We start from the raw sequence: 23,671 nt of genomic DNA, 5'->3' as shown, positions 1-23,671 counted from the left end.
GCCCTATTCTCACGTCATGCCTGCGGCGATCAGCGGGCCGCGCGACGACGCGCCGCGGGTCCGGCGACGGCCGAGGGAACGTTGCCCTCCTCCTCGGCGCGCTCACCGGCATCGGCTGCGGATTGCGCGGCGTCAGGCTGTCCTGCACCGGCCTCGATCTCGGCGGTGGCACGGGCCCAGTGGTCGGCCTCTTGGCCCTCGGGGCAGCCCTCGTTTTCCCAGATCTGATGCGCGCGGGCGCGGATCAGGTCGTCTTTGTCCAGATCGGTCATCATGTCCTCCATTGATGAGACTTCGGGTCGGGGCGGTCCTCACGCACGGGTCAGGGCCACCACGCTTTGCCATCCCAGGGGCAGAACCCCCGAAACGGTATCCATGCAGGCGACGTCGTCGCGCGCCGTGTCGATGCGCAGCGTCCAGTCGCCTTCGGGCAGGGCGAATTCGCCATCATCGCCCGCATTCACGATGATCAGGATCTCGGGCGCGTCAGTGGGCTGCAGCATCAGGCCCAGGATCCGCAACTCTCCATCCGACCAGTCCGCGTCGGTCATCGCATCGCCGCGCGGGTGGAACCAGCGGGCGACGGGCTGGCCTTCGGGTCCGCTGAAATGCGTCTGTGCCAGACCGCTGTCCTTGCGGAACGCTGTCAGCGCCGCCACGGCGTCGCGGATGTCGGCGCGCGCGCCGTCCCAGTCCAGCCAGCTGATCTCATTGTCCTGGCAATAGGCATTGTTGTTGCCGTCCTGGGAATTGCCCATCTCGTCCCCGGCCAGGATCATCGGCACGCCCTGCGACAGGAAGATGGTGGCCAGCATGCCGCGCACGCGACGGACGCGGGCGGTGTCGATGCCCGCATCATCCGTCGGTCCCTCGGCGCCCAGGTTGTCGGACAGGTTGTGGTCGTGCCCGTCGCGCCCGTCCTCGCCATTGGCGTCATTGTGCTTGTCGGAATAGCTGACCGTGTCCCACAAGGTGAACCCGTCATGCGCCGCGACGAAGTTCACCGAACTGGTGGCCGGACGATGGCTGTGGTTGAACTGCACCGGCGATCCGACCAGACGCTCGGCGATGACGCCAAGCTGGCCGGAATCGCGGCGCCAGAAGGCGCGGGTGTCGTCGCGGAACTTGTCGTTCCACTCGCGGAACGGCCAGCGGTATCCGCCGACCTGATAGCCGCCCTCGCCGATGTCCCAGGGTTCGGCGATCAGCTTGATGCCGGACAGGACCGGGTCCTGGCGGATGGCGTTGAAGAACGACCCGTCACGCTCGAACCCTTCGGATTCGCGGCCCAGGGTCGATGCCAAGTCGAACCGGAACCCGTCGACATGCATCACCTGCACCCAGTAGCGCAGCGAATCCATCACCATGCGCAGCACCATCGGATGCGCGACGTTCAGCGTGTTGCCCGTGCCCGTGGTGTCGAAGCTGTGGCGTTTGTCCTCGGACAGCAGATAGTAGCTGGCATTGTCGATGCCGCGGAAGGACAGCGTCTGGCCCAGTTCGGACCCTTCGCAGGTGTGGTTGAAGACCACGTCCAGGATGACCTCGATCCCGGCCTTGTGGAACTTGCGGATCGCCTCCTTGACCTCGCGGATCTGGCCCGTCTTTAGATAGGGCGTATGAGGCGCGAAGAACGACAGGGTCGAATAGCCCCAGTAGTTCGACAAGTCCTTCTCGACCAGATAGCGGTCGTTGGCGAACGCATGGATCGGCAGCAGCTCGATCGCGGTGACGCCGATCTTCTGCAGGTGGCTGATCACCGGCTCGGTCGCCAGGCCGCGGAACGTGCCCTGCAGGTCCTCGGGGACGTCGGGATGGCGCTTGGTCACGCCCTTGACATGGGCCTCGTAGATGACCGTGTCCGCCCAGGGCGTGCGCAGCGCGCGTTCGGTGTCCCAGTCAAACCGGCTGTCCACGACCACGCCCTTGGGCATGAAGGGCGCGCTGTCGCGTTCGTCAAAGGACAGGTCGTCCTCGCCGATCGTATAACCATGCAGCGCATCGTCCCAGATGATCTCACCCCGCAGCTCGCGGGCATAGGGGTCCAAGAGCAGCTTGTTGGGGTTGAAGCGGTGGCCGTTCTCGGGCTCGTAGGGGCCGTGCACGCGATAGCCATAGACCTGGCCCGGCATGATGTCGGGCAGGTATCCGAACCAGATGCCCCCCTCCATGTCCGGCAAGGGCAGGCGGTACAGTTCCTCCTGGCCCTCGTCGTCGAACAGGCACAGCTCGACCTTGGTCGCGTGGTCGGAATACAGCGCGAAATTCGTCCCCTCGCCCATGAACTCGGCGCCCAGGATGTCGGAACGGGCCTGGGTGGCATCAAAGATAGGAGGGGTGGTCAGATCACGCATGAAGTCCTCGGCGGTTGGAAGGGGGTGGGGTGACGGAACGACGGATATGCGCGTGCGCGGCACGGCGGTCCAGCATCGTTTGCGTGATCAGGACGGTTCCCGCCGGGGTGCGGGTGAACCAGCGGGCGTCCTCGGTCGCGTTCTCTCCGGTGACCAGTCCCGCGGGAACCTGCGTTCCGGGGGCGACGAGCGTGCAGGTCAGGCGGGCGCTTTCGGGCACCACGGCGCCCGGCATGGCGATGCTGCCGCGTCCCAGGTACCAGTCGGATGCCGGGCTGGCGAAAGGCAGGCGCGCGGGCTCGGCCGACACGAAATCCAGCTGCGCGCGACGCAGCGCGTCCAGCGTGCCCACGTCGCGCCAATAGCCGCGGCCCGACGGCCCGGCGGGCATCCGCCACACGCCGGCCACGCCCTGCGCCACCGCATCGGGGATCACGTCATGGCCGAAATCCATCGCCTCGACCGGACGGTCGAACAGCGCCTCCTGCAGCCAGCGGCGGTCGAAGACATAGATGCCCATCGACACCATAGCCCGATCGGGCTGATCGATCATGCCGGGGGGATCGGCGGGCTTTTCCAGGAACGACAGGATGCGACCCTGCGCATCGGCCTGCATGACGCCAAAGCCGCGCGCCTCGGCCCGGGGTACCGTGTCGACGGCCACGGTCACCGCCGCCCCCGACACGCGATGCGCCGCCAGCAGATCGGCATAGTTCATGTCATAGACATGGTCGGCCGCCAGGATCAGGACCTGATCACCGCCCATCGCCTCCAGCGCGTCCCAGGTCTGGCGCGCGGCATCGGCGGTGCCCATGAACCGGTCCTGACCATCGCGCAGGGCCAAGCCGGCCTGGGGGAAACGGTGGCCCCACCGTGTCGGCAGGTGGTGATGCAGGCTGTGCGGCGCGTATTGCGTGGCGACCAGCATCCGCGGCAGGCCGGACCGCACGGCATTCGCCATCGCAAAGTCGATGATGCGGTTCGCGCCCGCGAAGGGCACGGCGGGCTTGCTGTCGCGGGCGGTCAGTTCATGCAGGCGCGTGCCCTTTCCTCCCGCCAGCAGAAGGGTCGCGACCCCGGTGACGGGGACGGGCGCAGGACGGGTGACGGGGGTGGCCAGGCGCGGCACGGCGGGCATGTATTCTGACATGGCGACATCTCTTGCAGGCTAGGGTTTCATCCCGCCATGCTGCCCCGATGGAGGAGGGCATGTGGCGCGTCACCTGTCGAACCGCCATGCCCTCCGGTTGTTCCCACGCGCGTCAAATATCAATCGGGCGAAAGGGGATCATGCCTCTCTCAGATGCACCCGGCAGCCGTCGGGCCCATGCCAGTCCAGAATTGCGGCACCGTCGTCGGCCGGTGCCGCCCCGCCGGGCAGATCCAGGCGGGCGATCAGCTGACGCTTGCCCGCGCGGCGGATCAGGCCGATGCCCGCATCGTCGATCTGGACCCGCGTGTCGGCATTGTGCAGCAGATCCGCCATCTGCGCCCGCAACGCCAGCAGGCGATGGGTCCAGCGAACCTTGACGGCGCCGATGTCGTCTCCCTGATCGCCCGCGGCCAATGCATCCCACGGCACAGGGCGGCGGTTGTCCGGGTCGGTCAGTGCCAGGAACAGGTCCTGCGTGCCCTGATAGACGTCGGGAAAGCCCGGCATGACCATCTTGAACATCAGCTGCGCCAAGATCAGCGCCTGTCCCCGTTCCAGCAGCCGCGTCAGGGCAGCGGGCGCATCGCGGTCCCACTGTTCCAGCAGGGCGCGGCCCAGATCGGCGATGCGCCCCTCGACCGCCTCATCGGGGTTGGTCCAATAGCTTTCCTGCTTGGCCTCGCGCAGGGCCTTCTCGACATGGGTGTTGACGCGTTCGCCCGCATCCTCGGCCCCGTGCAGGGCCAGGGCGGTCTGCACCATGTACCACCGCCAGCGCGGGTCCACGCCCTTCGCCTGCGGCATCCGGGCCGCGGCCTGATCCAGCGCCGCCAGATCCTCCGGCAGGTGGCTTGCGGCGATCAGGCGCGCACGGGCATCCTCGGACCGCTTGCTGTCATGGGACGAGGTCAGAACCATGTCCCCCACGCGGCGGCGGGCCATGGCCTCGGTCGCCTCGGGCCCGGTGATGGTCGCCTCGTCGGGTTCAGCGCCGACCTCGTTCGCGGGCAGATAGCGGGTCCAGCGGAAGCCCGCGGTGTCCTCCTGCGCCTTGGCCAGCAGCGCGCCCGAAACCTGCTGCAGCCGCGTGACGAAAGCCTGCTGCGCGGGCGTGGACGGCTCGGCCCAGACCTCGGCCAGCTGTCGCACCACAAGATCGCTGCGCAACCCCTTTGCGGCCTCTTCGGCCACCTGCTCGATCAGCACGCGATCATCGGCGTCTGCGCCCCTTGCGGTGACATAGGTGCGATAGCGCGGCGTGGCAATCAGCAGCGCGGTCACCGCCTCGCGCAGGGCCTCGGGGCCGGGTTCGACCTCCGAGACCGGCGCCAGCGCATGGGCCGCCATGCGCGACAGCTGCATCCGCTCGGCAGCCAGCTCGTTGTCCAGGATCTCGTGCTTGGCCTGCGTCAGGGTGTCGGCAAAGGACGGCGTCGGGCCGATGGCGTCGTGCCAGGCATCGTCCAGACGCTCCAGCCCCGCGGCGGGGGTCAGCATGCGGGTGATCAGGCGCCCGGCTTCATAGCCGGTCGTGCCCTCGGTCGCCCAGGCATCGGGCAGCGGTTCGTCGCCCGTCAGGATCTTTTCGATCCAGATCGGCGTGTCGGGCAGCGCCTCGGCCAGCCTGTCCAGATAGTCCGCAGGATCAGCCAGCCCGTCGACATGGTCCACCCGCAGTCCCTGAACCTGACCGCTGCGCACCAGCTCCAGGATCAGCGCGTGGGTGTCCTCGAACACCGACGGGTCTTCGACCCGCATGCCGATCAGGTCGGTGACGTTGAAGAACCGCCGATGCGTGATGCCGTCGCGCTCCAGCACGTGATGGACCAGCCGCCAGTGCTGCGCCTCGTGCAGGGCCCGCAGATCGTCGGTGGCATTCGTGCCGGGCGCCAGCGGCAGCGCCAGATCGCCGAACATCCATTGGCCGTCGCGGACGCGGAACGCGCCCTCGGTCAGCATCTGCTCGAACGGGGCGGGCAGCCAAGGCAGGACCAGCGGCCCTGCCTGCCAGTCGATGTCGAAATGCCGGGCGCGCGGGCTGGACCGGCCATGCGTCAGCACGTCCGCCAGCCACGGGTTCTGCACGGAAAACGCGGTGTGGTTCGGCACGATGTCCAGGATGATCCCCAGGTCGCGCGCCTTGGCCTGTTCGGCCAGCGCGGCGAATCCCTCTGCCCCGCCCAGGCTGTCGTCGATCCGGGTCGGATCGGTGATGTCATAGCCGTGGGTCGACCCCTCGGTCGCGGCGAAGATCGGCGACAGGTACAGGTGAGACACGCCCAGATCGGCGATCTGGTCCAGGCGTGCGGTCAGGGCCGCGAAATCCACCCCCTCGCGCAGCTGGATGCGGCAGGTGGCAGTCGGAATGCGGGGAATCATGACAAGGCTTTCACGGTCAGGGAAAAGAGATCGCCGGGCTGTCCCACGGACAGGTCGGCATCGGGCAACGGTGTCGGGTCAGGCTGGCCCAGGGCCAGCGACAGCGCAAGGCCGCCGCCGGGGAACTGCCACAGGGCGCGGATCAGGCCCGGCCCCTCGCGGGTGACGCTGGCCTCGGGCTTGCCGCTGTTCAGCAGCGGCACGACATGGGCCGCGCGGAACGCCAGCGCCCGGCGGGTCAGGTCCATCCAGTCGCGGGCGTCGGCATCGTCGCGCCAGCCAAGGCGCGACCGCTCCATGGTCGCGGGGTCGATCGGGTCCGGCACGCCGTCGCCCAGGCTGGCGATGCCCGGAAACTCGGATGCGCGGCCCTTGCGAACGGCCTCTCCCAACTCGCCTGAATAATCGGCAAAGAACTGGAACGGCGCGGTCTCTCCGCGCTCCTCTCCCATGAAGACCATCGGCACATAGGGCGCGACCAGCAGCAGCGCATAGGCGACGCGGACGGCCTCGGGCTTGGCAAGGGTCAGCAGGCGCTCTCCCAAGGCGCGGTTGCCGATCTGGTCATGCGTCTGGATCGCGTTCACGAAGGCCGTCGGCGGCAGGTGACCGCAGGGCGCGCCGCGCGGATGGTCCAGGCCTTCGCGCGGCTGGCCCTCCTCGATATGGCCGCGCGACAGGGCCAGGGTCAGGTCGGCGATCGGGTCGACTGCAAAGCTGGCGTAATAGCTGTCCGATTCACCGGTCAGCGCGACATGGACCGCGTGATGGAAATCATCGTTCCAGCTGGCGTCATAGCCCACTTCGCGCAGGTCGGGAATGTTGCGCTCGTCCTCGGTGATCAGGTGGCGGCGGGGGGTCAGGGTGGCGATTTCGGCGGCCAGGTCCTTCATGAACTGGGCCGAACCCGGCCCGGTGATCTGGTGCACCGCATCCAGCCGGAACCCGTCGAAGCCATAATCCCGCAACCAGTGCATCGCGCAGCCGATCCAGAAATCGCAGACCTGCGGACGCGAGAAATCGATCGCCGCGCCCCAGGGCGTATGCCGGTCGGGGTCGAAGAAGTCCGGCGCCGCGTGGTGGATCCACGCGCCGTCCGGGCCGAAATGGTTCATCACCAGGTCCAGGATCACCATCATCCCGCAATCATGCGCGGCGCGGATCAGCCGGCGCAGATCGCCCGGACTGCCATAGGCCGGATGCGGGGCATAGGGCAGCACGCCGTCATAGCCCCAGCCCCGGTTGCCGGGAAACTGGCCCACGGGCAGCAGCTGGATCGCGGTGAAGCCAAGCGCCGCCAGCCCCGGCAGCCGGTCGACGGCGGCAGAGAACGTGCCCTCGGGGGTGAAGCAGCCGACATGCAGCTGATAGATGACCGCCTCGGACCAGGGGCGTCCTGCCCATTCCTGCGGCATCGGCGGGTCGGTCACCACGGATGCGTCGTTCACGCCCCCCGCCTGCAAGCGGCTGGCCGGGTCGGGCATGTCGGTGTTGTCCACGCGGAACAGATAGCGGGCGCCGGGGGTGGCATGGCTGCGGGCCTGCCAGATGTCCAGATCGCCCTTGTGCATGGGCTGCGCATGCCCGTCGACCAGCAGGTCGACCTGTTGCGCGCGCGGCGCCCACAGGCGGAAGGTCAGGCCGTCGTCATCCCACACCGGTCCCCAAAGGTGTTGCATCGTCCCGGTCCCTCCGACAGTGGCTGCGGGGGTCAATGACCGGGATGCAAAGGCGTTCCCGCATTCTGACAAAAAGCAATCGGATCAGGCATCCCGCGGCGGTGGCGCGGCCGTCTGACCAATGAACAGGCGGTGCCCGTCATGGGTGACGGCCCAGACCCCGCGGTCCCCCATCTCGACCAGCACGCTGCGATCCTCGGCGGCGGCCTCGAAGACCACGACAAGGTTGCGCAGCATGTCCAACGTGAATTCGGCCCGTGCCTGAACGGCCAGGGGGCCCGGCCGGGCATGGGCGGTCGGCTCTTTCATCGGGACCTCGGACAAGGGTGACATTCACAACGTGCAGAATATCACAGATACCCACCCCGGGAATAGCCCTATGGGGTCATCCCTCGTCGGGGTCGATCCGGGCCAGCGGCGCCCCATGCGCCAGGGTCGCGCCCTCCGCCGCAAGGCGGGTCAGGCGACCGGCATGCGGGGCCTCGATGCTGGTCTCCATCTTCATGGCCTCGATCACCGCGATCACCTCTCCGGCCTGGACCTGCGCCCCGTCGGTCGCCTGCCACAAGGACAGCGTGCCCGCAACCGGCGCGCCGATGCAGCCGGGATCGGCCACGGCCTCCTGCGGCGCCGCAGGGGCGGCTGCGGCCAGCACCCCCTGGGGCAGCGCCAGGTCATGACGCCTGCCGTCGATCTCGATCGACAGGCGCAGCATGGGCTGGTCCGGGACGGGGGTCACACGGTCGGCGGGCTGGACCGCGGCGGCCAGGCGGTCGGCGAAATCCGTCTCGATCCAGCGCGTGTGGACCGCGAAATCATCCGTGAACTCCGGCGCCTCCAGCACAGCGCGGTGGAAGGGCAGGACGGACGCCACGCCCTCGATGCGGAACTCGCGCAGCGCGCGGCGGGCGCGGGCGATGGCGGTCGCGCGGTCGGGGCCGGTGACGATCAGCTTGGCCATCATCGAATCGAACTGGCCCGCGACCTGGCCGCCCTGTTCGACGCCGCTGTCCAGCCGGATGCCGATGCCGCCGGGCGCGGACCACAGCGTGATCGGGCCGGGCGTGGGCAGAAAGCCCCGGCCCGGGTCCTCGGCATTGATGCGGAACTCGATCGCGTGGCCGATTGGCTCGGGCACGCTGTCGTCGGTCAGGCGCGCGCCCTGCGCCACGCGGATCATCGCGCGGACGATGTCGATGCCGGTCGTCTCCTCTGTCACCGGATGTTCGACCTGCAGGCGAGTGTTCACCTCCAGGAAGCTGATCGTGCCATTGGCCGACAGCAGGAACTCGACCGTGCCCGCGCCGCTGTATCCCGCATGGGCGCAGATCGCGCGGGCGCTGTCATGGATGCGGGCGCGCTGGTCGTCGGTCAGAAACGGCGCGGGGGCCTCCTCGACCAGCTTCTGGTTGCGGCGCTGCAGAGAGCAATCGCGGGTTCCCAGCACCTTGACCGTGCCGTGCCGGTCGGCCAGCACCTGCGCCTCGATATGGCGGGGGCGGTCCAGGAACTGCTCGACATAGCATTCGCCGCGACCAAAGGCGGTGACCGCCTCGCGCGTGGCGGCGTCGAACAGCTCCTCGACCTCGGCCAGATCGCGGGCCACGCGCATGCCGCGCCCGCCGCCGCCGAAGGCCGCCTTGATCGCCAGGGGCAGGCCGTGCTCGCGGGCAAAGGCCAGCGCCTCGGCCCCGCTGGCGATGGGGCCGGGGCTGCCCGCGACCAGCGGCGCGCCCACGGCCTGCGCGATCTCTCGTGCGCGGATCTTGTCGCCAAGCGCGTCGATGACGTCGGGGTCGGGGCCGATCCACAGGATGCCCGCATCCTGCACCGCGCGGGCGAAATCGGCATTCTCCGACAGGAAGCCATAGCCCGGATGGATCGCGTCGACCTCGGCGCGGGCGGCGATGGCCAGCACCTTGGCCGCGTCCAGATAGGTGTCGGCGGGGCGGTGCCCCTCCAGCGCCCAGGCCTGATCCGCCGCGCGGACAAAGGGCGCATCGCGGTCGGGATCGGCATAGATCCCCACCGATTCGATGCCTTCGTCAGCACAGGCGCGGATGACGCGCAGGGCGATCTCTCCACGGTTGGCGATCAGGATGCGGCGGATCGGGGTCAGGGGGGTGTCACGGAACATCAGGGGCCTCGGGGTCGATATCGGCAAAAGGGGCGTCGGCGGCAAAGCGGATGCGCGTGCCGGGCGGCAGCTGCCCCGCCAGGTCCAGCGCGGATGGGTGCAGCGTCGCGATGACCGGATAGCCGCCGGTCAGCGGGTGGTCGGCCAGAAACAGCACGGGCTGACCGGAATGGGGCACCTGGATCGCGCCGGTCGCGGTGCCCTCGCTTGGCAGTTCGCGCGCGTCCTCGCGAATCAGCGCCTCGCCCGACAGACGGATGCCCACGCGCGAGGATTGCGGCGTGACCGTCCAGTCCTGCGCCAGGAACCGCCGGACGGTGGCGTCGTCGAACCAGTCCGCGCGCGGCCCGAGGGTCACGGGCAGGGTGACGACCGCCCCCGCCTGCGGCAGGTCCGGACCGGGGCCGGGATCGGTCACCGCCCCCGCCGCGCGGTCTGCCGGGGCCAGCGCATCGCCCGCCATCAGCGGCGCGGGCCCGATCTGCGCCAGCGTGTCCGTCGCGCAGGAGCCCAGCACGGGGACCACGTCGAAGCCGCCCCGGATCGCCAGATAGCTGCGCATGCCTTGGGCGGGCGGGTCGATGGTGACCTCGTCCCCCGCATCCAGCGCGAAGGCCACGGGTTGCGCCTGCCCGCCCACACGGGCCGTCGCAGCACCCGTCAGGGCCAGGGTCATTGCCACCTCCGCCCGCAGGCGCACGGGGCCAAGCGTGATCTCCAGCGCGGCCTCCCCCGCGGGGTTGCCCACCGCGCGGTTCGCGCGGCGCAGCGCGCCCACGTCCAGCGCGCCGGACGCGCTGACCCCCTGCCCCGCCTGCCCCATGCGCCCGGTATCCTGCACAAGGATCGGAAAGGCGGTCTGGATCACGCGCAGCCCGGTCACGGGCGCGGGGTCCGGGACCGCGACGGGATGGACGCGCGCGGACCCGGTCACGAAGCGCGCCCGGACCCCCGGGCGCAGCAGCGCGGGCACGTCGCGGGTCAGGTCGAACATCGGCACCTCGGTCCGGCCGATCAGCTGCCAGCCGCCGGGGCTGGCCTGCGGATAGATGCCGCAGAACCGCCCCGCCAGCGCGACCGACCCTGCCGGGATCCTGGTGCGCGGCGCGGGGCGGCGGGGCAGGTCAAAGCGCGCATCGGCGCAGGTCATGTAGGCGAAGCCGGGCGCGAAACCGCAGAAGGCCACCTGCCAGGTCGCGGCCTGATGGGCGGCGATGACCGCGTCCGTGGTCAGTCCCATCAGGGTCGCGACCTCGGCCAGGTCCTCGCCGTCATAGGTCACGGGAATCTCGACCGTCTCCGCCCTGCGGGGCGCAGGCGCGGTGCCGGGGGCGGGCTGGCGGGCCAGCACGGCGCGGGCCAGCGCGGCATCTGCCGGCACGCCGGGATCGGTGGTGACCATCAACGTGCGGGCGGCGGGCACGATCTCGGAGACGCCCGCGACGGGATCGGCCGCCAGCGCGTCGAACAGCGCCAGCGTCGCGTCCAGATCGGCCAGCTCGACCAGAAAGGCGCGCGGCCCGATGGGCAGGACGCGGGTCATGCCTGCCACCGCGTTTCGGGCACGTCGGTGACGAACATGTGCCCCGGCGCATGAGTGATGGCGAAGGGCGGGCGCGAGGCCATGACCGCCGCCTGCGGCGTCACCCCGCAGGCCCAGAAGACCGGCACCTGACCCGGGCCGACCGGCACCGGATCGCCGAAATCGGGCCGCTGCAGGTCCGCGATGCCCAGGGCCTCGGGGGCGCCCACGTGGACCGGGGCGCCGTGAACGGCGGGGGTGCGGCCAGAGATCATCGCGGCTTCGGCCACGCGGTCGGCGGGGATGGGGCGCATCGACACGACCAGCCGCCCCGACATCCGCCCCGCCGGGCGGCAGTCGCGGTCGGTCAGGAACATCGGCACGTTGCAGCCCTGATCGACATGCGCGACCGGAATGCCCGCCGCCATCAGCGCCCCTTCGAAGGTGAAGGAACAGCCGATCAGGAAGGTCACCAGATCGGGATGTTCGGCCCAGTGGGTGGTGGCGTCGGTGACCTCCTCGGTCAGCACCCCGTCGCGCCAGATGCGATAGAGGGGGATGTCGGTGCGCAGGTCGGCGTCAGGCGCCATGACCGTGCGATGGCTGCCCGGATCGGTCACGTCCAGCACCGGGCAGGGTTTCGGGTTCCGCTGCGCGAACAGCAGGAAATCCCAGGCCCAATCGCGGGGCAGCGAGATCATGTTGCACTGGGTAAAGCCCGGCGCCTGACCCGAGGTCGGGCGCGCAGGTCCCTGCCGCGCGGCCAACCGCGCCTGATGCGGGGTCATGCCCCACCCCCGGCGAAGGGTGCGATGGTGACCCCGCCCGCGACCAGCGCGTCGCGGACCTTTGCGGCGATGGCCACCGCGCCGGGGCTGTCGCCATGCACGCAGATGCTGTCGGCCTCAAGGCGCAGGGTGCTGCCATCCTCGGCCTCCAGCACGCCCTCCGTCGCCAGGCGCAGCATGCGCGCGGCGATCAGGTCGGGGTCGTGCAGGACCGCGCCCGGCTGCCGGCGCGAGACCAGTGCGCCCGTGGCGGTATAGGCGCGGTCGGCGAAGGCCTCGGCCACGACCGACAGGCCCGCGGCCCGCGCACGCTTCAGCACGGGCGCGCCGGCCAGACCCATCAGCACCAGCGACGGATCCACGGCCTTGACGCCCGCGATGACCGCGTCGGCCTGCCGCGCATCATCGGCGATGGTGTTGTACAGCGCGCCATGCGGTTTCACATAGGTGACCCGCGTGCCCGCCGCCCGCGCCAGCCCCTGCAACGCGCCGATCTGATAGATCACGTCGGCGGTCAGGTCGTCAGACGCCACATCCATGGTGCGCCGCCCGAAGCCCACGCGGTCGGGATAGCTGACATGGGCCCCCACCGCGACGCCCCGCGCCGCCGCCTGTCGCAGCACCGACAGCAGCCCCGCCGGGTCGCCTGCGTGAAAGCCGCAGGCGATGTTGGCGGAACTGACGATGTCCAGCATCGCGGCGTCGTCACCCATGGTCCAGGGGCCATAGCCCTCGCCCAGGTCGCTGTTCAGGTCGATTGGCATGGATCCTCCTTACTGGCCCAGGAAGGCGAAGATGGTGGTGACCGACCGCGCGCCCATGTACCAGGTCAGCGCGCAGACGATGGCCCCAAGTGCCAGCAGCACCCGGTTGTAGCGGTGCCCACCCATCAGGTCGGACCGCGCATAGCCAATATAGGTGAAGATCGTCAGGCCGATCGGCAGGATCAACCCGTTGAAGCCGCCCACGAAGACCAGGATCGCCGCTGGCGCCGTGCCAAGCGCCAGATACACCGCCAGCGAGAAGGCGATGAACCCCACCGTCGCCTTGGACCGCGCCGCATCGCTGCGCACACCCACCACGTCCAGGAAGCTGACCGAGGTGTAGGCCGCCCCGATGACCGAGGTCAGCGCCGCCGCCCACAGGACCACGCCGAAGACGCGCATGCCCCAATCGCCCGCCGCCGCCTGGAAGGCCTGCGCCGCCGGGTTCGCCGCCTGCGACGACAGGTCCAGCGTCACGCCCGACGCGACGACGCCCAGGATCGCCAGGAACAGCACGAAGCGCATGACGCCCGTGACCGCGATCCCGGTCAGGGCCGCGCGGGTGACGGCGGTCAGATTGTGCGGACCGGTCAGGCCCTTGTCCAGCAGGCGGTGCGCGCCGGAATAGGTGATGTATCCGCCGACCGTGCCGCCCACGATGGTGGTGATGGTGGCGAAATCGATGCTGTCGGGCCAGATCGTCTGGCGAAGCGCCTCGCCCACCGGGGGGTTCGACTGCACGGCCACGAACAGGACCAGCAGGATCATGACGATGCCCAGCCCGATGATCGCCCGGTCCAGCAGGATCCCCGCCTGCCGCGACAGGAAGATCGCGATGGCCAGCACCGCGGTGATCGCGCCGCCGATCTTGGGGTCCAGGCCCAGCATGGCGTTCAGGCCCAGCCCGCCGCCCGCGATGTTGCCCACGTTGAAGGCCAGACCGCCGATCACCACCAGCGCCGTCAGCAGATAGCCCGCGCCCGGAATGGCCGCATTCGCGGTCTCAGACGCGCGCTTGCCGGTCAGGGCGGTGATGCGCCAGATGTTCAGCTGGACCACGAAATCGATCAGGATCGAGGCCAGGATCGCGAAGGCGAAGGCCGATCCCATCCGGGCGGTGAAGGTCGCGGTCTGGGTGATGAAGCCCGGGCCGATGGCCGATGTCGCCATCAGGAAGATCGCCGCCAGAAGGCCTCCGCGAAGGCTGGCGGCCGCAACGCTGCGGTCGGTGGTCATGGATGTTTCCCCGTGTCGGACTGTTGTTGATTGCCCCCAGCCTGCCACGATTCCGTGATCCGTCAACGATTATCTGACAGTTGTGTGTCTTTTGTTGAACAATCCCGGATGTCCTGCGCGGCAATCTGCCCGAAATCAGGGCAACCGGCCGCTTGCCCTGTCCCTGCCGTCCCGCCATGATCGACCCGACATCATAGGACGACCCATGACCGACACGAATCCCGCGGACCCCATCGCGACTGGACAGAGCCCGTCCGGCCTGGCCGAAGACACCGCGGCCCGGTTGCGCGCGCAGGTGATCGCGGGGCACCTGCGCCCCGGACAACGGCTGTCGGAGACGCGGCTGGCAGGCGATCTGTCCGTGTCGCGCAACACGCTGCGCGAGGTGTTCCGCCTGCTGACGCGCGAGGGCCTGCTGACCCATGCGCCCAATCGGGGCGTCTCGGTCGCGGTGCCGACGATGGCGGGGGTGCTGGACATCTATCGCGTCCGCCGCCTGATCGAGGTGCCGGCCCTGGCCCAAGCCTGGCCCCGCCACGCGGCGGTGCTGCGCATGGCCGAATGCGTGGCCCAGGCCCGCATCGCGCGCGAGGCCGGCGACTGGCGCGGGGTGGGCAGCGCGAACATGGCGTTTCACGCGGCCATCGTGGCGCTGACCGACAGCCCGCGGCTGACGGCCTTCTTCGCGCAGGCGATGGCGGAGCTGCGGCTGGCCTTCGGGCTGCTGGACAGTCCCGAACAGCTGCACGCGCCGTTCCTGCAAGAGAACGGCGCGATCCTGGAGCTGGTCCAGCAGGGCGACATGGAGGCCGCCGCCACCCGGCTGGCCGATTATCTGGACCGGTCGGAACGCGTCGTGATGACGGCCTTTGCCCGGTTGGAGAATGGCGTCACCGGCGGGTGACGCCGCGCCGCCTCAGCCGCCGGTGACGGCCAGCAGCATCAGATAGATGACCGACGGCCCCATCAGGCAGCCCAGCCCCGTATAGAACGTAGCCGTCATCGCACCATAAGGCACCAGGCGCTTGTCGGTGGCGGCCAGGCCGCCCGCGACGCCGCTGGTCGTGCCCATCAGCCCGCCATAGGCCATCGCCGATTTCGGGTTGTTCAGCCCGATCAGCGGCGCGACGAAGGGCGTGCCGATCATCACCAGGACCGCCTTCAGCAGACCCGCGGCGACGGACAGGGCGATGACCTCGGAACTGGCGCCCAGGGCGGTGCCGGTCACCGGACCCACGATATAGGTCGCGGCCCCGCCGCCGATCGTGGCCATGCTGACCGCATCGGTATAGCCGAAGGCCGCCGCGACCAGCGCCCCCACCGCAAAGGACACGAAGATCCCCAGGGCCAGCGACACGACGCCCGCGGCCCCGGCCTTGCGGATCTCGCGGATGTCGACGCCATAGGCGGTCGACACGATGGCCAGGTCGCGCAGCATGGCCCCGCCCATCAGCCCGATGCCCGCGAACAGCGGCACGTCGGCCAGGCCCTTGGACCCGCCGGTGGCAAGCCCGCCCAGCCAGGCCAGCACCAGGCCGATGATGATGGCCACGGCCGAACCGTGCAGCCGCCCCGCCGACAGCCGGTCGGACAGCTGATAGGACACCCACATCACGACGCCCACGACGACGAAGGCAAAGACCAGCCCGTTCTTGGACAGGATTTCGGTGATCATCTCCATCGCGTCACACCTCCTGCGCCATCAGGGGCGGCAGGGGCGCATCCTGCCCGCCGATCCGTGCCACCACGGGCACCAGCGCCACGCAGGCGATGGTCGCGCCGACGCCCGCAATGATCGCGATGGGACCGCCCGCCAGGGCCGCCACGACGTTCTGCTGGGCCGCCATCGCCACGACGATGGGGATGTACATGGCCGACCAGAACAGGATGCCCTGTTCGGACAGCTGCGGCAGCCGCCCGGTGCGGCGCAGCCAGTCGGTCGACACGATCAGCAGCAGCATGGCAAAGCCCACGCCGCCCACGTTGGACTGGACGCCCAGGATGACGCCCAGCAGATCGCCCAGGATCACGCCTGCCAGATGACAGGCGGCCAAGGCCGCGACTCCATAGATTATCATGGTTTCCTCCCGTTGAATGGCCGGTGCCCCGGGCCGCGTCCTCCTCGACGCGGGCCCGGGCGGCCGGATGTCAGGCCATGGCCTGCGAATACAATCCCGCATGGGCCTTGCGCAGTTCGGCCTTCTGCACCTTGCCCATGACATTGCGCGGCAGGGCATCGACGACGATCACCTGCCGGGGTTGCTTGAAGCGCGCCAGATCCGACAGCGCGGCGCGGATTTCGTCCGCGTCCAGCGTGCCCGATTTCGGCACGACGATGGCGGTCACCGCCTCGCCCAGGTCGGGATGGGGCAGGCCGATCACGGCGCTTTCCAGGACGCCCGGCAGCGCGTCGATGGCCTCCTCGACCTCCTTGGGATAGACGTTGTACCCGCCCGAGATCACCAGGTCCTTGTCGCGGCCGACGATGCGCAGGTATCCGTCCTCTTGGATCGTGCCCAGATCGCCGGTGATGAAGAACCCGTCGGGGCGGAATTCGGCCGCGGTCTTTTCGGGCATGTTCCAGTAGCCCTCGAAGACGTTCGGTCCCTTGACCTCGATCAGGCCGATCTCTCCGGGCGCGACGGGCGCGCCGGTCTCGCGGTCGGTGATGCGCACGGTGATGCCGGGCAGCGCCATGCCCACCGCCCCCGCGATGCGATCGCCATCATAGGGGTTCGAGGTGATCATGCAGGTCTCGGTCATGCCGTAGCGCTCCAGAATGCGATGCCCGGTCCGTTCGGTGAAGGCGCGGTGATCCTCCGCCAGAAGCGGCGCGGACCCGGACACGAACAGCCGCATGTTCGCGGTCGTCTCGCGATCCAGGCGCGGCGATTTCAGCAGGCGGGTGTAGAAGGTCGGCACCCCCATCAGCACGGTAGCGCGGTCCATCAGGTCGATCGCCTGTTCGGCGTCGAACTTGGTCAGGAAGATCATCGTGGCGCCGGCGACCAGCGCCATGTTGGCGGCCACGAACAGGCCGTGCGTGTGAAAGATCGGCAGCGCGTGGATCAGCCGGTCATTCGCGTCGAACCGCCAATGCTCCAGCAGCGCCTCGGTGTTGGACGCCAGGTTCCCATGCGTCAGCACCGCCCCCTTGGACCGCCCCGTCGTCCCCGAGGTGTAGAGGATCGCAGCCCGATCGTCCGGGCCGCAGGGATGCGCGTCCTCGCGCGGGGTGGCCGCGGCGGCACGCTCGGCCAGCGTCCCCTGCCCGTCCACGCCAAGCGTCAGCACCGTCAGCGCGTCCCCGGCCCGATGCGCGTGCGACGCCAGCTGCGCGGGGTCGCAGACGAACAGACGGGGCGCCGCGTCGCCGATGAAATAGTCGATCTCGGCCCCGGTATAGGCGGTGTTCAGCGGCAGGAAGATCCCGCCCACCTGCAGCGTCGCCAGGTACAGCGCGATGGCCTCGGGCGACTTCTCGACCTGGACGGCCACGCGGTCGCCGGGCGCCACGCCCGCCGCGGTCAGCGCGCCCGCCAGCGCCTCGACCATGCCGCGCATCTGCGCAAAGCTGATGTCGGGCTGGCCGGGGCGTTCGAACAGGGTCTTGCCCTGCATCACCTCGGCGGTCTGGATGAAATGGTCGTGGATGGTCTGCATGCTCGTCTCCTCCCTCAATGTCGTCACGCCTTCAGCGCCTCGGCGATCTGGGCGCCAAGCGCCACCTCGCCGTCGCGCACGAAGGCCTCGTGCCGGTCCTCGATCCGGTCCAGTTCGTACAGATAGTTGATCATCAGCCCATGCGCCGATTTCAGCGCCGAGGGCGCCAGGTCGGCAGGCCAGTTCAGCCGATGCGCGCAGGCCCCGTTGCCCAGGTGGAACCGCGCCACCGGATCGGCGGGCAGCCCGCCCCGCGCCTTGGCCTGGGCGATATAGCGCGCGCCCCACGCCAGGACCTGCGGGCGCAGCGCGTCCACCGCGTCATCGTCCCAGCCCCCGGCCAACGCGCCGCGCAATTCCGCCGCGTCGTCCTGCGTGGCCAGCCAGGCGGCAAAGCCCGGGACCGGCGACAGCGTCACATAGCAGCGCAGCTCGGGCAGGTCCGCCGACAGCTGCGCCACCACCTGCTTGATCAGGAAGTTGCCGAAGCTCACACCCTTCAACCCGGGCAGGCTGTTGTTGATCGAATAGAAGACGGCCGTGTCCGCCGCCGCCGGTTCGCGCGCATCCGGCGCGGTCAGGATTGGGCCGATCGCGTCGGGCATGCCCTGGGTCAGCGCGACCTCGACGAAGATCAGCGGCTCGTCCCCGGTGGCGGGGTGGAAGAACGCGTACAGACGGCGGTCATTGTCGGCCAGCCGCCGCTTCAGGTCCGGCCAGCCCTGCATCTGGTGGACGCTTTCGTATTCCATCAGCTTTTCCAGGATCGCGGCGGGCGCGTTCCAGTCGATCCGGCGCATGGTTAGAAAGCCGCGGTTGAACCAGCTGGCGAACAGATGCGCGAAATCCGGGTCGATCGGCGCCAGATCGGGGTCCACGCGCATTGCGGCCAGCAGGTCCTGACGCATCCGTACCAGCCGCAGCGTGGCGCCGGGCGCCATGTTCAGCCGGCGCAGCAGGGTCTGGCGGGCAGGCTCGACCACCTCGAACAGATGCGCGACGCCCGCGGCATCGGGCTGGGCGTCCCACGCGGCATAGGCCGCCCGGATCGCGTCGGCATCCACGCCGTGATCGTCGCGCAGGCTGCGAAAGAACGCCAACCGCTCCTCGGCGTCCAGCTCGGCATAGGCCGACAGCGCCTGTTCGGCCACCGCGACCCGCGCCGCATCCCCGATCCGCCCCATCAGCACCGCACAGGCCACCCGCGCGCGTTCGGATGCGGGGCGCGCCAGCGCCTTCAGCGTCTCGGCCTCGCCGCCGCGCTTGCGCCGCGTGATCGCTTCGACAAAGTCCGACAGGAATCCCAGTCTCTGCTTGCCCATGATGATCCTCCCCTGCCGTGATATACACTGATTCACTTCTGTTGTATACAACAACGGCGGTGATGGACTTTTCGCAACCGCTGCGGTGAAATGCAGGACAGAACAGGTGCCGACATGACCCTTCCCACCGCACAGCGCATCCGCCTTGCCCTGGAAAACGCCATTGTGGACGGCCGCCTGACCCCCGGCCAGCAGATCGACCCTGACCAGGTCGCGCGCGACTATGGCTGCTCGCGCACCCCCGTGCGCGAGGCGCTGCAGGCGCTGGAGGCGTCGGGCCTGCTGATCGTGCAGCCCAAACGAGGGACCTTCGTTGCCAAGCTGGGCGTGCCCGAGCTGATGGACCGATTCGAGCTGATGGCCGAGCTGGAATCCTTCTGCGCACGGCTGGCTTGCCGGCGCGCCGATGCGCAGGACCTGGCCCGCATCGACACCGCCCTGACCGCCTGCGAAGGCGCGCGCCACGACCCCGACCGGTACTATGCCGAAAACACCGCCTTCCATCAGGCGATCTATCGCGCCGCCCACAACGCATTCCTGGAAACCGAGACCCTGCGCCTGCAGGCGGTGCTGCAACCCTATCGCCGCCGGCAGCTGCAATCGCCGGGGCGCGTCGCCAATTCGCTGGCCGAACACCGCCAGATCGCCGCGGCCATCGCGGCGGGCGACGCCTGCGGCGCGGCGCAGGCGATGACCGATCACGTGCTGGTCCAGGGCGAACGCTTCCGCGATCTGGTCGCCGTCGTGGGCAGCCTGTCGGCGCCTCAGGCCGGGGGCGTGGCCTTGCGCTGACGGCGGCGTTCCAGCCCCAGGCTGTGTTCGCGCCAGATGATCAGGATGCCCGCCAGGATCACCAGTCCGGACCCGCCGATCACCACCGCGCTTGGCACCTCGCCGAAGACGTACCAGCCCAGGGCCACCGCCCAGATCATCGCGACATAGTCGAACGGCGCCACCACCGACGCATCGGCATGGCGATAGGCCGAGGTCAGCAGGATCTGCCCCAGCCCGCCCAACAGTCCCGTGGTGACCAGCTGCGCCAGCACCCAGGCACCCGGCATCACCCACCCGAAGGGCAGCGTCAGCAGCGACAGCCCCGTCGAGGTGACCGAGAACCAGAAGACGATCGCCGATGTCCGCTCGACCTGGACCAGCTGGCGGACAAAGATCTGCGCCAGGGCCGCGGCCCCTGCCCCGCCAAGCGCCACGACCGCGCCCAGCATTCGCAAGGGGTCGCCCGCCGTCCCCGCCTGCAGCTGCGGCGACAGCACGATCAGCACCCCGGCCAACCCCAGTCCGACCATGCCAAGCCGAAAGGCCCGGACGTTCTCTCCCAGAAACATCCCGGCCAGCACCACGACCAGCAGGGGCGCGGCAAAGCCGATGGCCGTCACCTCGGGCAGGGGCAGCAGGCCAAGCGCCCAGAAGTTCAGCGCCATCGCCGTCGTCCCGACCAGCCCGCGATACAGGTGCCCCATCGGGTTCGCGGTCAGCAGGCCGACCCGCAGTTCCGACCGCAGCACCAGCCAGCCCAGGATCACCGGCAGGGCGAAGAATGACCGAAAGAACACCTGCTGTCCCGGCGGGATCTGGGCGCTGTCGGCGGTCGCCTTGATCAGTGCGGCCATCAGGGTGAACACGGTCACGCTGATGCATTTCAACGCGATGCCGCGCATCGGGGAATCACTGGGGGGCATGCCGGGCGCCTTGATACCGTGGGGGTCGGCTTTGGTGCTACGACGGGATTGCACGATCTGCAACAGACATCGACACAGCGTCAGGTAGGTGTTCTATATGTATATATATCAATGGCTTGTGTCGAACCTTCCCTGCGGGGAAGGTGCTGGCCGCGGGAAAGGGCCCCTGCCCTTCCCCGCGGGGAAGATCACTCGATCTGGTCCAGCATGGCGGCCACCGCGGCCTCCAGCTTGCGTCGGTCAATGGTCGAAAAGTCCCGCGGCAGGCGGATCTCAAGGCGACCATTGGCGGCGGTGCATTTCGCGCTGCCCTGCGGGCGCGCAAGCTGGAAGGTCGTCTTGGCCTTGGCGGTCGACGGCGGTGCGGGTTGGGCGGTCCGCGGTGCGGGCCCCTCGGGCAGCGCCTCACCCCCCTGCCCCGCATAGCGGCGCAGCACGGCCAGCTCGTCGGTGATCGACCGCGTGTCCCAGTCCTTCAGCTCGGTCCGGATGGCCGTGACCAGGCCTGGCACCTCCTCCAGCCGCTGCGACAGCGACAGGCCCAGGGCGCGCGGGATCTCCTGCGGATACATGAGCACCTCGCCCAAGCGCTCGACCAGCGGGATGAAGTTCCGGATATAGCTGCGCTTCTGATAGCCCGCCGACCGGAACAGGATCGCCACGGCCTTTTCCGCATCGTTCTCCGCGGTCAGCGGGTCCATCGCGTAATGCACCGCCAGCTGCGCCATCTCGGCAAAAGAGATGTCCTTGCGCACCAGGTTCTCGTCCACCATGCGGCGGTACAGCGCCTCCAGCTGATCCCCGCGCGCGGCGATGCCCGCGGGGATCCGGCCCCAGGCATCGGCATCGCCCGTCTCCTCCAGCAACTGGCGATAGGCCGACAGCCGCCGCCACCCCTGGATCAGCTCGTATCGCCCACCCTCGGACGGCTCCAGCCGGATCGGGTTCGACAGGCCGATGTCGCGGATCGAGGCGACCAGCTCGGCCATGTCGAAATCGGCGACCGGCTTGCGGTCGCGGATCAGCTTGGTCGTGTCGATCATGTCCAGCGGGATCAGGTCGGTGATCAGCCCTGCCCGCTTCAGCCGCACATGCTCCTGCGCCAAGGCATCGTTCTCGGCGCGGATCTGCGCCTCGATGACCGCGCGGTCGCGGGTCGATTCCGCCGTTTCGCTGATGGCGGCAGCCATGGGGCCGCGACGCCCGTCGGGCTGGACCTTCCCCGCGGGGAAGCCGGTCTCGGCGTCGTCCTCGGGGATGTCGATGTCGAACATCCGGCGCTTGCGGCTCATTGCGCGTCCTCCAGCTCGGTCCAGGCGGTCAGCACGTGGCCGCGGAATTCCTCATAGGCCTGATCGAAGGTCGCCCGTGCCCGGCGCCACGTCCCCCGCGTCATCTCTCGGTAATCGATCTCATAGATCGACGACAGGAACCGGCCCGACTGCTCGACCGCGCGGGTCAGTTCGATCGGGTTCTGCGCCAGCCGATCCCCGAAGACCTGCCGAAAGGCCGCGAACATCGCCTGGTGCAACTCGTTCGACGGCTCGTATCGCGTCATCAGGAACCGGATGTCGGTGAATGCCTTGGGCAACCTGATCTTCCCCGTGGGGAAGTTCTCGAACCCATGGGACAGATCCTCCAACGCCTCGGCCAATTGGCCGATGAAGCTGGTGGTGCTGTCATATTCCCAGTAGCCTGGGCCGGACGGGATATAGAGCATGTCGGCGGCAAAGACGGCGTTCATCGACTGGTACCCGATGGCAGGGGGACAGTCGAAGAGGATCAGGTCATAGGCATCGTCCGCAAGGCTGTCCAGGAACCGCGACACCGCGCCGAAGAAGGTCCATTCCGGGTTCAGGTGCCGGTACTGGGCGCTGGCGAACTCGACGAAGGCCGCGTTGGCGCAGCTGGGCACGATGTCGATCGTGGGCCAGGCGGTGGGCTTGATGAAGTCCGCGGGCCGCAGCGTGCCCAGACCCATGTCGCGGATCGACGCGGGCAGCTTGCGATGGGGCAGGGCGGTCCCCGTCTCGGCCCCGGCGGTGGCGGTGTTCATGCGGTCGGTCTCGCGCTCAAGGTCGCGCGCCATGATACCCCAGACCGTGTGATCCTCACCCACGTCATTCAGGCCCATCGAATGGGACAGGGTCGCCTGCGGGTCGAAGTCGACGACCAGGACCCGGTACCCGTCCAGCGCCGCCGCATGGGCAAAGTGCAGCGCTACGGTCGACTTGCCCGCACCGCCCTTGAAGTTGGCGATGGCCGCGCGGAAGGCGCGCTTGCCGGCGGGGCGGGGCGGCATCAGGGACTTCTTGCCGACGCGGATGCGGCGGCGCAGCTCGTTCACCTCCTCCAGGCTGAACCAGCGCTGGCGCCCGTCCTCCTCGACTTCCCCGAGGGGAAGGTTCGGGTCCGCCGCCAGCTTGCCGCGGAAAGTCGACTGGTTGATGCGGAAGATCAGCTCGGCCACCTCCCAGGAGGAGAAGCGGCGCAGCGTCTTCTCGTTGGCGGGGCTGAAGGTCTGGCGGCGGATCCAGCCCTGCATCTTGAGGGATTGGGCCTGCAGACGGGCAAGGTCGTCGTGCGTATACATATTGTGTCGGTTTCCAAGGACGCTGATTGCTTCTGTTCCTGCTTTTACGCCGGATTTGCGCTTTTGGCAAAAGCCTTGTTCACTGATAGCACGAAATGCGGAAATCCAGCCCCTGCTGGCGAATCACCGCGCGCCAAGGTGGCGCGGAGGCCACGGCCTGGCGGAGCAGGGGGCGGATATTGGGGGACATGACCCTGCGGACCCCTGCCGATTGGGGGACACGGGCGTTGGAATAGGGGACGTATAGGATGTCCCACTATACCATTGATACCCTGATTCAAGACTGCCTTTGGATCCTTCCGCCCGAGGGCGGGCGATCTGCTTGACAGAATCGCATTTCAGGACGCTAATGCCTGCAGAGTGGCGAAAGGCGTTTGGGACGGC

Annotated in this window: 20 protein-coding genes; 2 read left to right on the top strand and 18 right to left on the bottom strand. The window is 69.0% G+C overall.

Annotated elements, in window-relative coordinates; all coding sequences use genetic code 11:
• Window positions 1-29: 29 nt before the first annotated feature.
• The 11 genes from FHD67_RS05660 to FHD67_RS05610 form a co-directional block, all read right to left on the bottom strand.
• Window positions 30-275 (bottom strand): DUF2934 domain-containing protein, encoded by a 246-nt coding sequence (locus FHD67_RS05660; RefSeq protein WP_052715213.1) that lies wholly within the window; start codon window positions 273-275, stop codon window positions 30-32.
• A 36-nt stretch (window positions 276-311) separates the two neighbouring features.
• Window positions 312-2,354, bottom strand: a complete 2,043-nt coding sequence (gene glgX, locus FHD67_RS05655) for a glycogen debranching protein GlgX (protein WP_045999842.1) — start codon at window positions 2,352-2,354, stop codon at window positions 312-314.
• Window positions 2,347-3,504 carry a sugar phosphate nucleotidyltransferase gene (locus tag FHD67_RS05650; RefSeq protein ID WP_246071239.1) on the bottom strand — a complete coding sequence of 386 codons (1,158 nt, stop codon included), beginning with the start codon at window positions 3,502-3,504 and terminating at the stop codon, window positions 2,347-2,349. The genes glgX and FHD67_RS05650 overlap by 8 nt, the downstream gene beginning before the upstream one ends.
• Window positions 3,505-3,642: 138 nt before the next feature.
• Window positions 3,643-5,886 (bottom strand): malto-oligosyltrehalose synthase, encoded by a 2,244-nt coding sequence (treY, locus tag FHD67_RS05645; RefSeq protein WP_139598113.1) that lies wholly within the window; start codon window positions 5,884-5,886, stop codon window positions 3,643-3,645.
• Window positions 5,883-7,565: a malto-oligosyltrehalose trehalohydrolase gene (gene treZ / locus FHD67_RS05640; protein WP_139598112.1), complete on the bottom strand. Its 1,683-nt coding sequence runs from the start codon at window positions 7,563-7,565 to the stop codon at window positions 5,883-5,885. The genes treY and treZ overlap by 4 nt, the downstream gene beginning before the upstream one ends.
• 84 nt (window positions 7,566-7,649) lie before the next feature.
• Window positions 7,650-7,874, bottom strand: a complete 225-nt coding sequence (locus FHD67_RS05635; protein ID WP_139598111.1) for a hypothetical protein — start codon at window positions 7,872-7,874, stop codon at window positions 7,650-7,652.
• 76 nt (window positions 7,875-7,950) lie between these two features.
• Window positions 7,951-9,702 (bottom strand): acetyl/propionyl/methylcrotonyl-CoA carboxylase subunit alpha, encoded by a 1,752-nt coding sequence (locus FHD67_RS05630; RefSeq protein WP_218062277.1) that lies wholly within the window; start codon window positions 9,700-9,702, stop codon window positions 7,951-7,953.
• On the bottom strand, window positions 9,692-11,245 hold the full coding sequence (locus FHD67_RS05625; RefSeq protein ID WP_139598110.1) for a 5-oxoprolinase subunit B/C family protein: 1,554 nt from the start codon (window positions 11,243-11,245) through the stop codon (window positions 9,692-9,694). The genes FHD67_RS05630 and FHD67_RS05625 overlap by 11 nt, the downstream gene beginning before the upstream one ends.
• Window positions 11,242-12,012, bottom strand: a complete 771-nt coding sequence (locus FHD67_RS05620; RefSeq protein ID WP_139598109.1) for a putative hydro-lyase — start codon at window positions 12,010-12,012, stop codon at window positions 11,242-11,244. The genes FHD67_RS05625 and FHD67_RS05620 overlap by 4 nt, the downstream gene beginning before the upstream one ends.
• Window positions 12,009-12,776, bottom strand: a complete 768-nt coding sequence (locus tag FHD67_RS05615; protein WP_139598108.1) for a LamB/YcsF family protein — start codon at window positions 12,774-12,776, stop codon at window positions 12,009-12,011. Before FHD67_RS05615 ends, FHD67_RS05620 begins: the two co-directional genes overlap by 4 nt.
• 9 nt (window positions 12,777-12,785) lie before the next feature.
• Window positions 12,786-14,012, bottom strand: coding sequence for an NRAMP family divalent metal transporter (locus tag FHD67_RS05610; RefSeq protein WP_139598107.1), 1,227 nt, complete (start codon window positions 14,010-14,012; stop codon window positions 12,786-12,788).
• A gap of 205 nt (window positions 14,013-14,217) precedes the next feature.
• Between FHD67_RS05610 and FHD67_RS05605 the strand changes: the two genes are divergently transcribed.
• On the top strand, window positions 14,218-14,916 hold the full coding sequence (locus tag FHD67_RS05605) for a GntR family transcriptional regulator (protein WP_139598106.1): 699 nt from the start codon (window positions 14,218-14,220) through the stop codon (window positions 14,914-14,916).
• Between the two features lie 12 nt (window positions 14,917-14,928).
• On the opposite strand, the gene madM is transcribed toward FHD67_RS05605, so the two are convergent.
• The 4 genes from madM to FHD67_RS05585 form a co-directional block, all read right to left on the bottom strand.
• A complete protein-coding gene (madM, locus tag FHD67_RS05600; RefSeq protein WP_045999851.1) occupies window positions 14,929-15,693 on the bottom strand; it encodes a malonate transporter subunit MadM in 765 nt (254 codons plus the stop codon).
• Between the two features lie 4 nt (window positions 15,694-15,697).
• A complete protein-coding gene (madL, locus tag FHD67_RS05595; protein WP_045982998.1) occupies window positions 15,698-16,090 on the bottom strand; it encodes a malonate transporter subunit MadL in 393 nt (130 codons plus the stop codon).
• A 70-nt stretch (window positions 16,091-16,160) separates the two neighbouring features.
• On the bottom strand, window positions 16,161-17,675 hold the full coding sequence (locus FHD67_RS05590; protein WP_139598105.1) for a malonate--CoA ligase: 1,515 nt from the start codon (window positions 17,673-17,675) through the stop codon (window positions 16,161-16,163).
• Between the two features lie 23 nt (window positions 17,676-17,698).
• Complete coding sequence (locus FHD67_RS05585; RefSeq protein ID WP_139598104.1) at window positions 17,699-18,997, bottom strand: malonyl-CoA decarboxylase domain-containing protein; 1,299 nt, start codon at window positions 18,995-18,997, stop codon at window positions 17,699-17,701.
• Between the two features lie 114 nt (window positions 18,998-19,111).
• On the opposite strand from FHD67_RS05585, the gene FHD67_RS05580 reads away from it, so the two are divergent.
• Complete coding sequence (locus FHD67_RS05580) at window positions 19,112-19,789, top strand: GntR family transcriptional regulator (RefSeq protein WP_045999854.1); 678 nt, start codon at window positions 19,112-19,114, stop codon at window positions 19,787-19,789.
• Here the strand turns inward: FHD67_RS05580 and FHD67_RS05575 are convergent.
• From FHD67_RS05575 to FHD67_RS05565, 3 genes are all read right to left on the bottom strand, one after another.
• Window positions 19,762-20,694 carry a DMT family transporter gene (locus FHD67_RS05575; RefSeq protein WP_045999855.1) on the bottom strand — a complete coding sequence of 311 codons (933 nt, stop codon included), beginning with the start codon at window positions 20,692-20,694 and terminating at the stop codon, window positions 19,762-19,764. The genes FHD67_RS05580 and FHD67_RS05575 overlap by 28 nt on opposite strands.
• A gap of 188 nt (window positions 20,695-20,882) precedes the next feature.
• Complete coding sequence (locus tag FHD67_RS05570; protein WP_045999856.1) at window positions 20,883-21,986, bottom strand: ParB/RepB/Spo0J family partition protein; 1,104 nt, start codon at window positions 21,984-21,986, stop codon at window positions 20,883-20,885.
• The gene (locus tag FHD67_RS05565; RefSeq protein ID WP_045999857.1) at window positions 21,983-23,287 is read right to left on the bottom strand and encodes an AAA family ATPase; all 1,305 of its coding nucleotides are present in this window, start codon (window positions 23,285-23,287) and stop codon (window positions 21,983-21,985) included. The genes FHD67_RS05570 and FHD67_RS05565 overlap by 4 nt, the downstream gene beginning before the upstream one ends.
• Window positions 23,288-23,671 lie beyond the last annotated feature (384 nt).

Source organism: Paracoccus haeundaensis (assembly GCF_006239215.1).
GTDB lineage: Bacteria > Pseudomonadota > Alphaproteobacteria > Rhodobacterales > Rhodobacteraceae > Paracoccus > Paracoccus marcusii.
Note: the sequence above shows the minus strand (reverse complement) of the source record. Positions and strands in the feature narration are given on the sequence as shown.

Bases quoted from the DNA above. Each gene is read 5' to 3' on its own strand.
- FHD67_RS05610 (WP_139598107.1), bottom strand. From the start codon at position 14,012: ATGACCACCGACCGCAGCGTTGCGGCCGCCAGCCTTCGCGGAGGCCTT.
- treY (WP_139598113.1), bottom strand. From the start codon at position 5,886: ATGATTCCCCGCATTCCGACTGCCACCTGCCGCATCCAGCTGCGCGAG.
- FHD67_RS05585 (WP_139598104.1), bottom strand. From the start codon at position 18,997: ATGGGCAAGCAGAGACTGGGATTCCTGTCGGACTTTGTCGAAGCGATC.
- FHD67_RS05605 (WP_139598106.1), top strand. From the start codon at position 14,218: ATGACCGACACGAATCCCGCGGACCCCATCGCGACTGGACAGAGCCCG.
- treZ (WP_139598112.1), bottom strand. From the start codon at position 7,565: ATGCAACACCTTTGGGGACCGGTGTGGGATGACGACGGCCTGACCTTC.
- FHD67_RS05620 (WP_139598109.1), bottom strand. From the start codon at position 12,012: ATGACCCCGCATCAGGCGCGGTTGGCCGCGCGGCAGGGACCTGCGCGC.
- FHD67_RS05635 (WP_139598111.1), bottom strand. From the start codon at position 7,874: ATGAAAGAGCCGACCGCCCATGCCCGGCCGGGCCCCCTGGCCGTTCAG.
- FHD67_RS05615 (WP_139598108.1), bottom strand. From the start codon at position 12,776: ATGCCAATCGACCTGAACAGCGACCTGGGCGAGGGCTATGGCCCCTGG.
- FHD67_RS05570 (WP_045999856.1), bottom strand. From the start codon at position 21,986: ATGAGCCGCAAGCGCCGGATGTTCGACATCGACATCCCCGAGGACGAC.
- madL (WP_045982998.1), bottom strand. From the start codon at position 16,090: ATGATAATCTATGGAGTCGCGGCCTTGGCCGCCTGTCATCTGGCAGGC.
- FHD67_RS05590 (WP_139598105.1), bottom strand. From the start codon at position 17,675: ATGCAGACCATCCACGACCATTTCATCCAGACCGCCGAGGTGATGCAG.
- FHD67_RS05660 (WP_052715213.1), bottom strand. From the start codon at position 275: ATGATGACCGATCTGGACAAAGACGACCTGATCCGCGCCCGCGCGCAT.
- FHD67_RS05650 (WP_246071239.1), bottom strand. From the start codon at position 3,504: ATGTCAGAATACATGCCCGCCGTGCCGCGCCTGGCCACCCCCGTCACC.
- madM (WP_045999851.1), bottom strand. From the start codon at position 15,693: ATGGAGATGATCACCGAAATCCTGTCCAAGAACGGGCTGGTCTTTGCC.
- FHD67_RS05575 (WP_045999855.1), bottom strand. From the start codon at position 20,694: ATGCCCCCCAGTGATTCCCCGATGCGCGGCATCGCGTTGAAATGCATC.
- FHD67_RS05565 (WP_045999857.1), bottom strand. From the start codon at position 23,287: ATGTATACGCACGACGACCTTGCCCGTCTGCAGGCCCAATCCCTCAAG.
- FHD67_RS05580 (WP_045999854.1), top strand. From the start codon at position 19,112: ATGACCCTTCCCACCGCACAGCGCATCCGCCTTGCCCTGGAAAACGCC.
- FHD67_RS05630 (WP_218062277.1), bottom strand. From the start codon at position 9,702: ATGTTCCGTGACACCCCCCTGACCCCGATCCGCCGCATCCTGATCGCC.
- FHD67_RS05625 (WP_139598110.1), bottom strand. From the start codon at position 11,245: ATGACCCGCGTCCTGCCCATCGGGCCGCGCGCCTTTCTGGTCGAGCTG.
- glgX (WP_045999842.1), bottom strand. From the start codon at position 2,354: ATGCGTGATCTGACCACCCCTCCTATCTTTGATGCCACCCAGGCCCGT.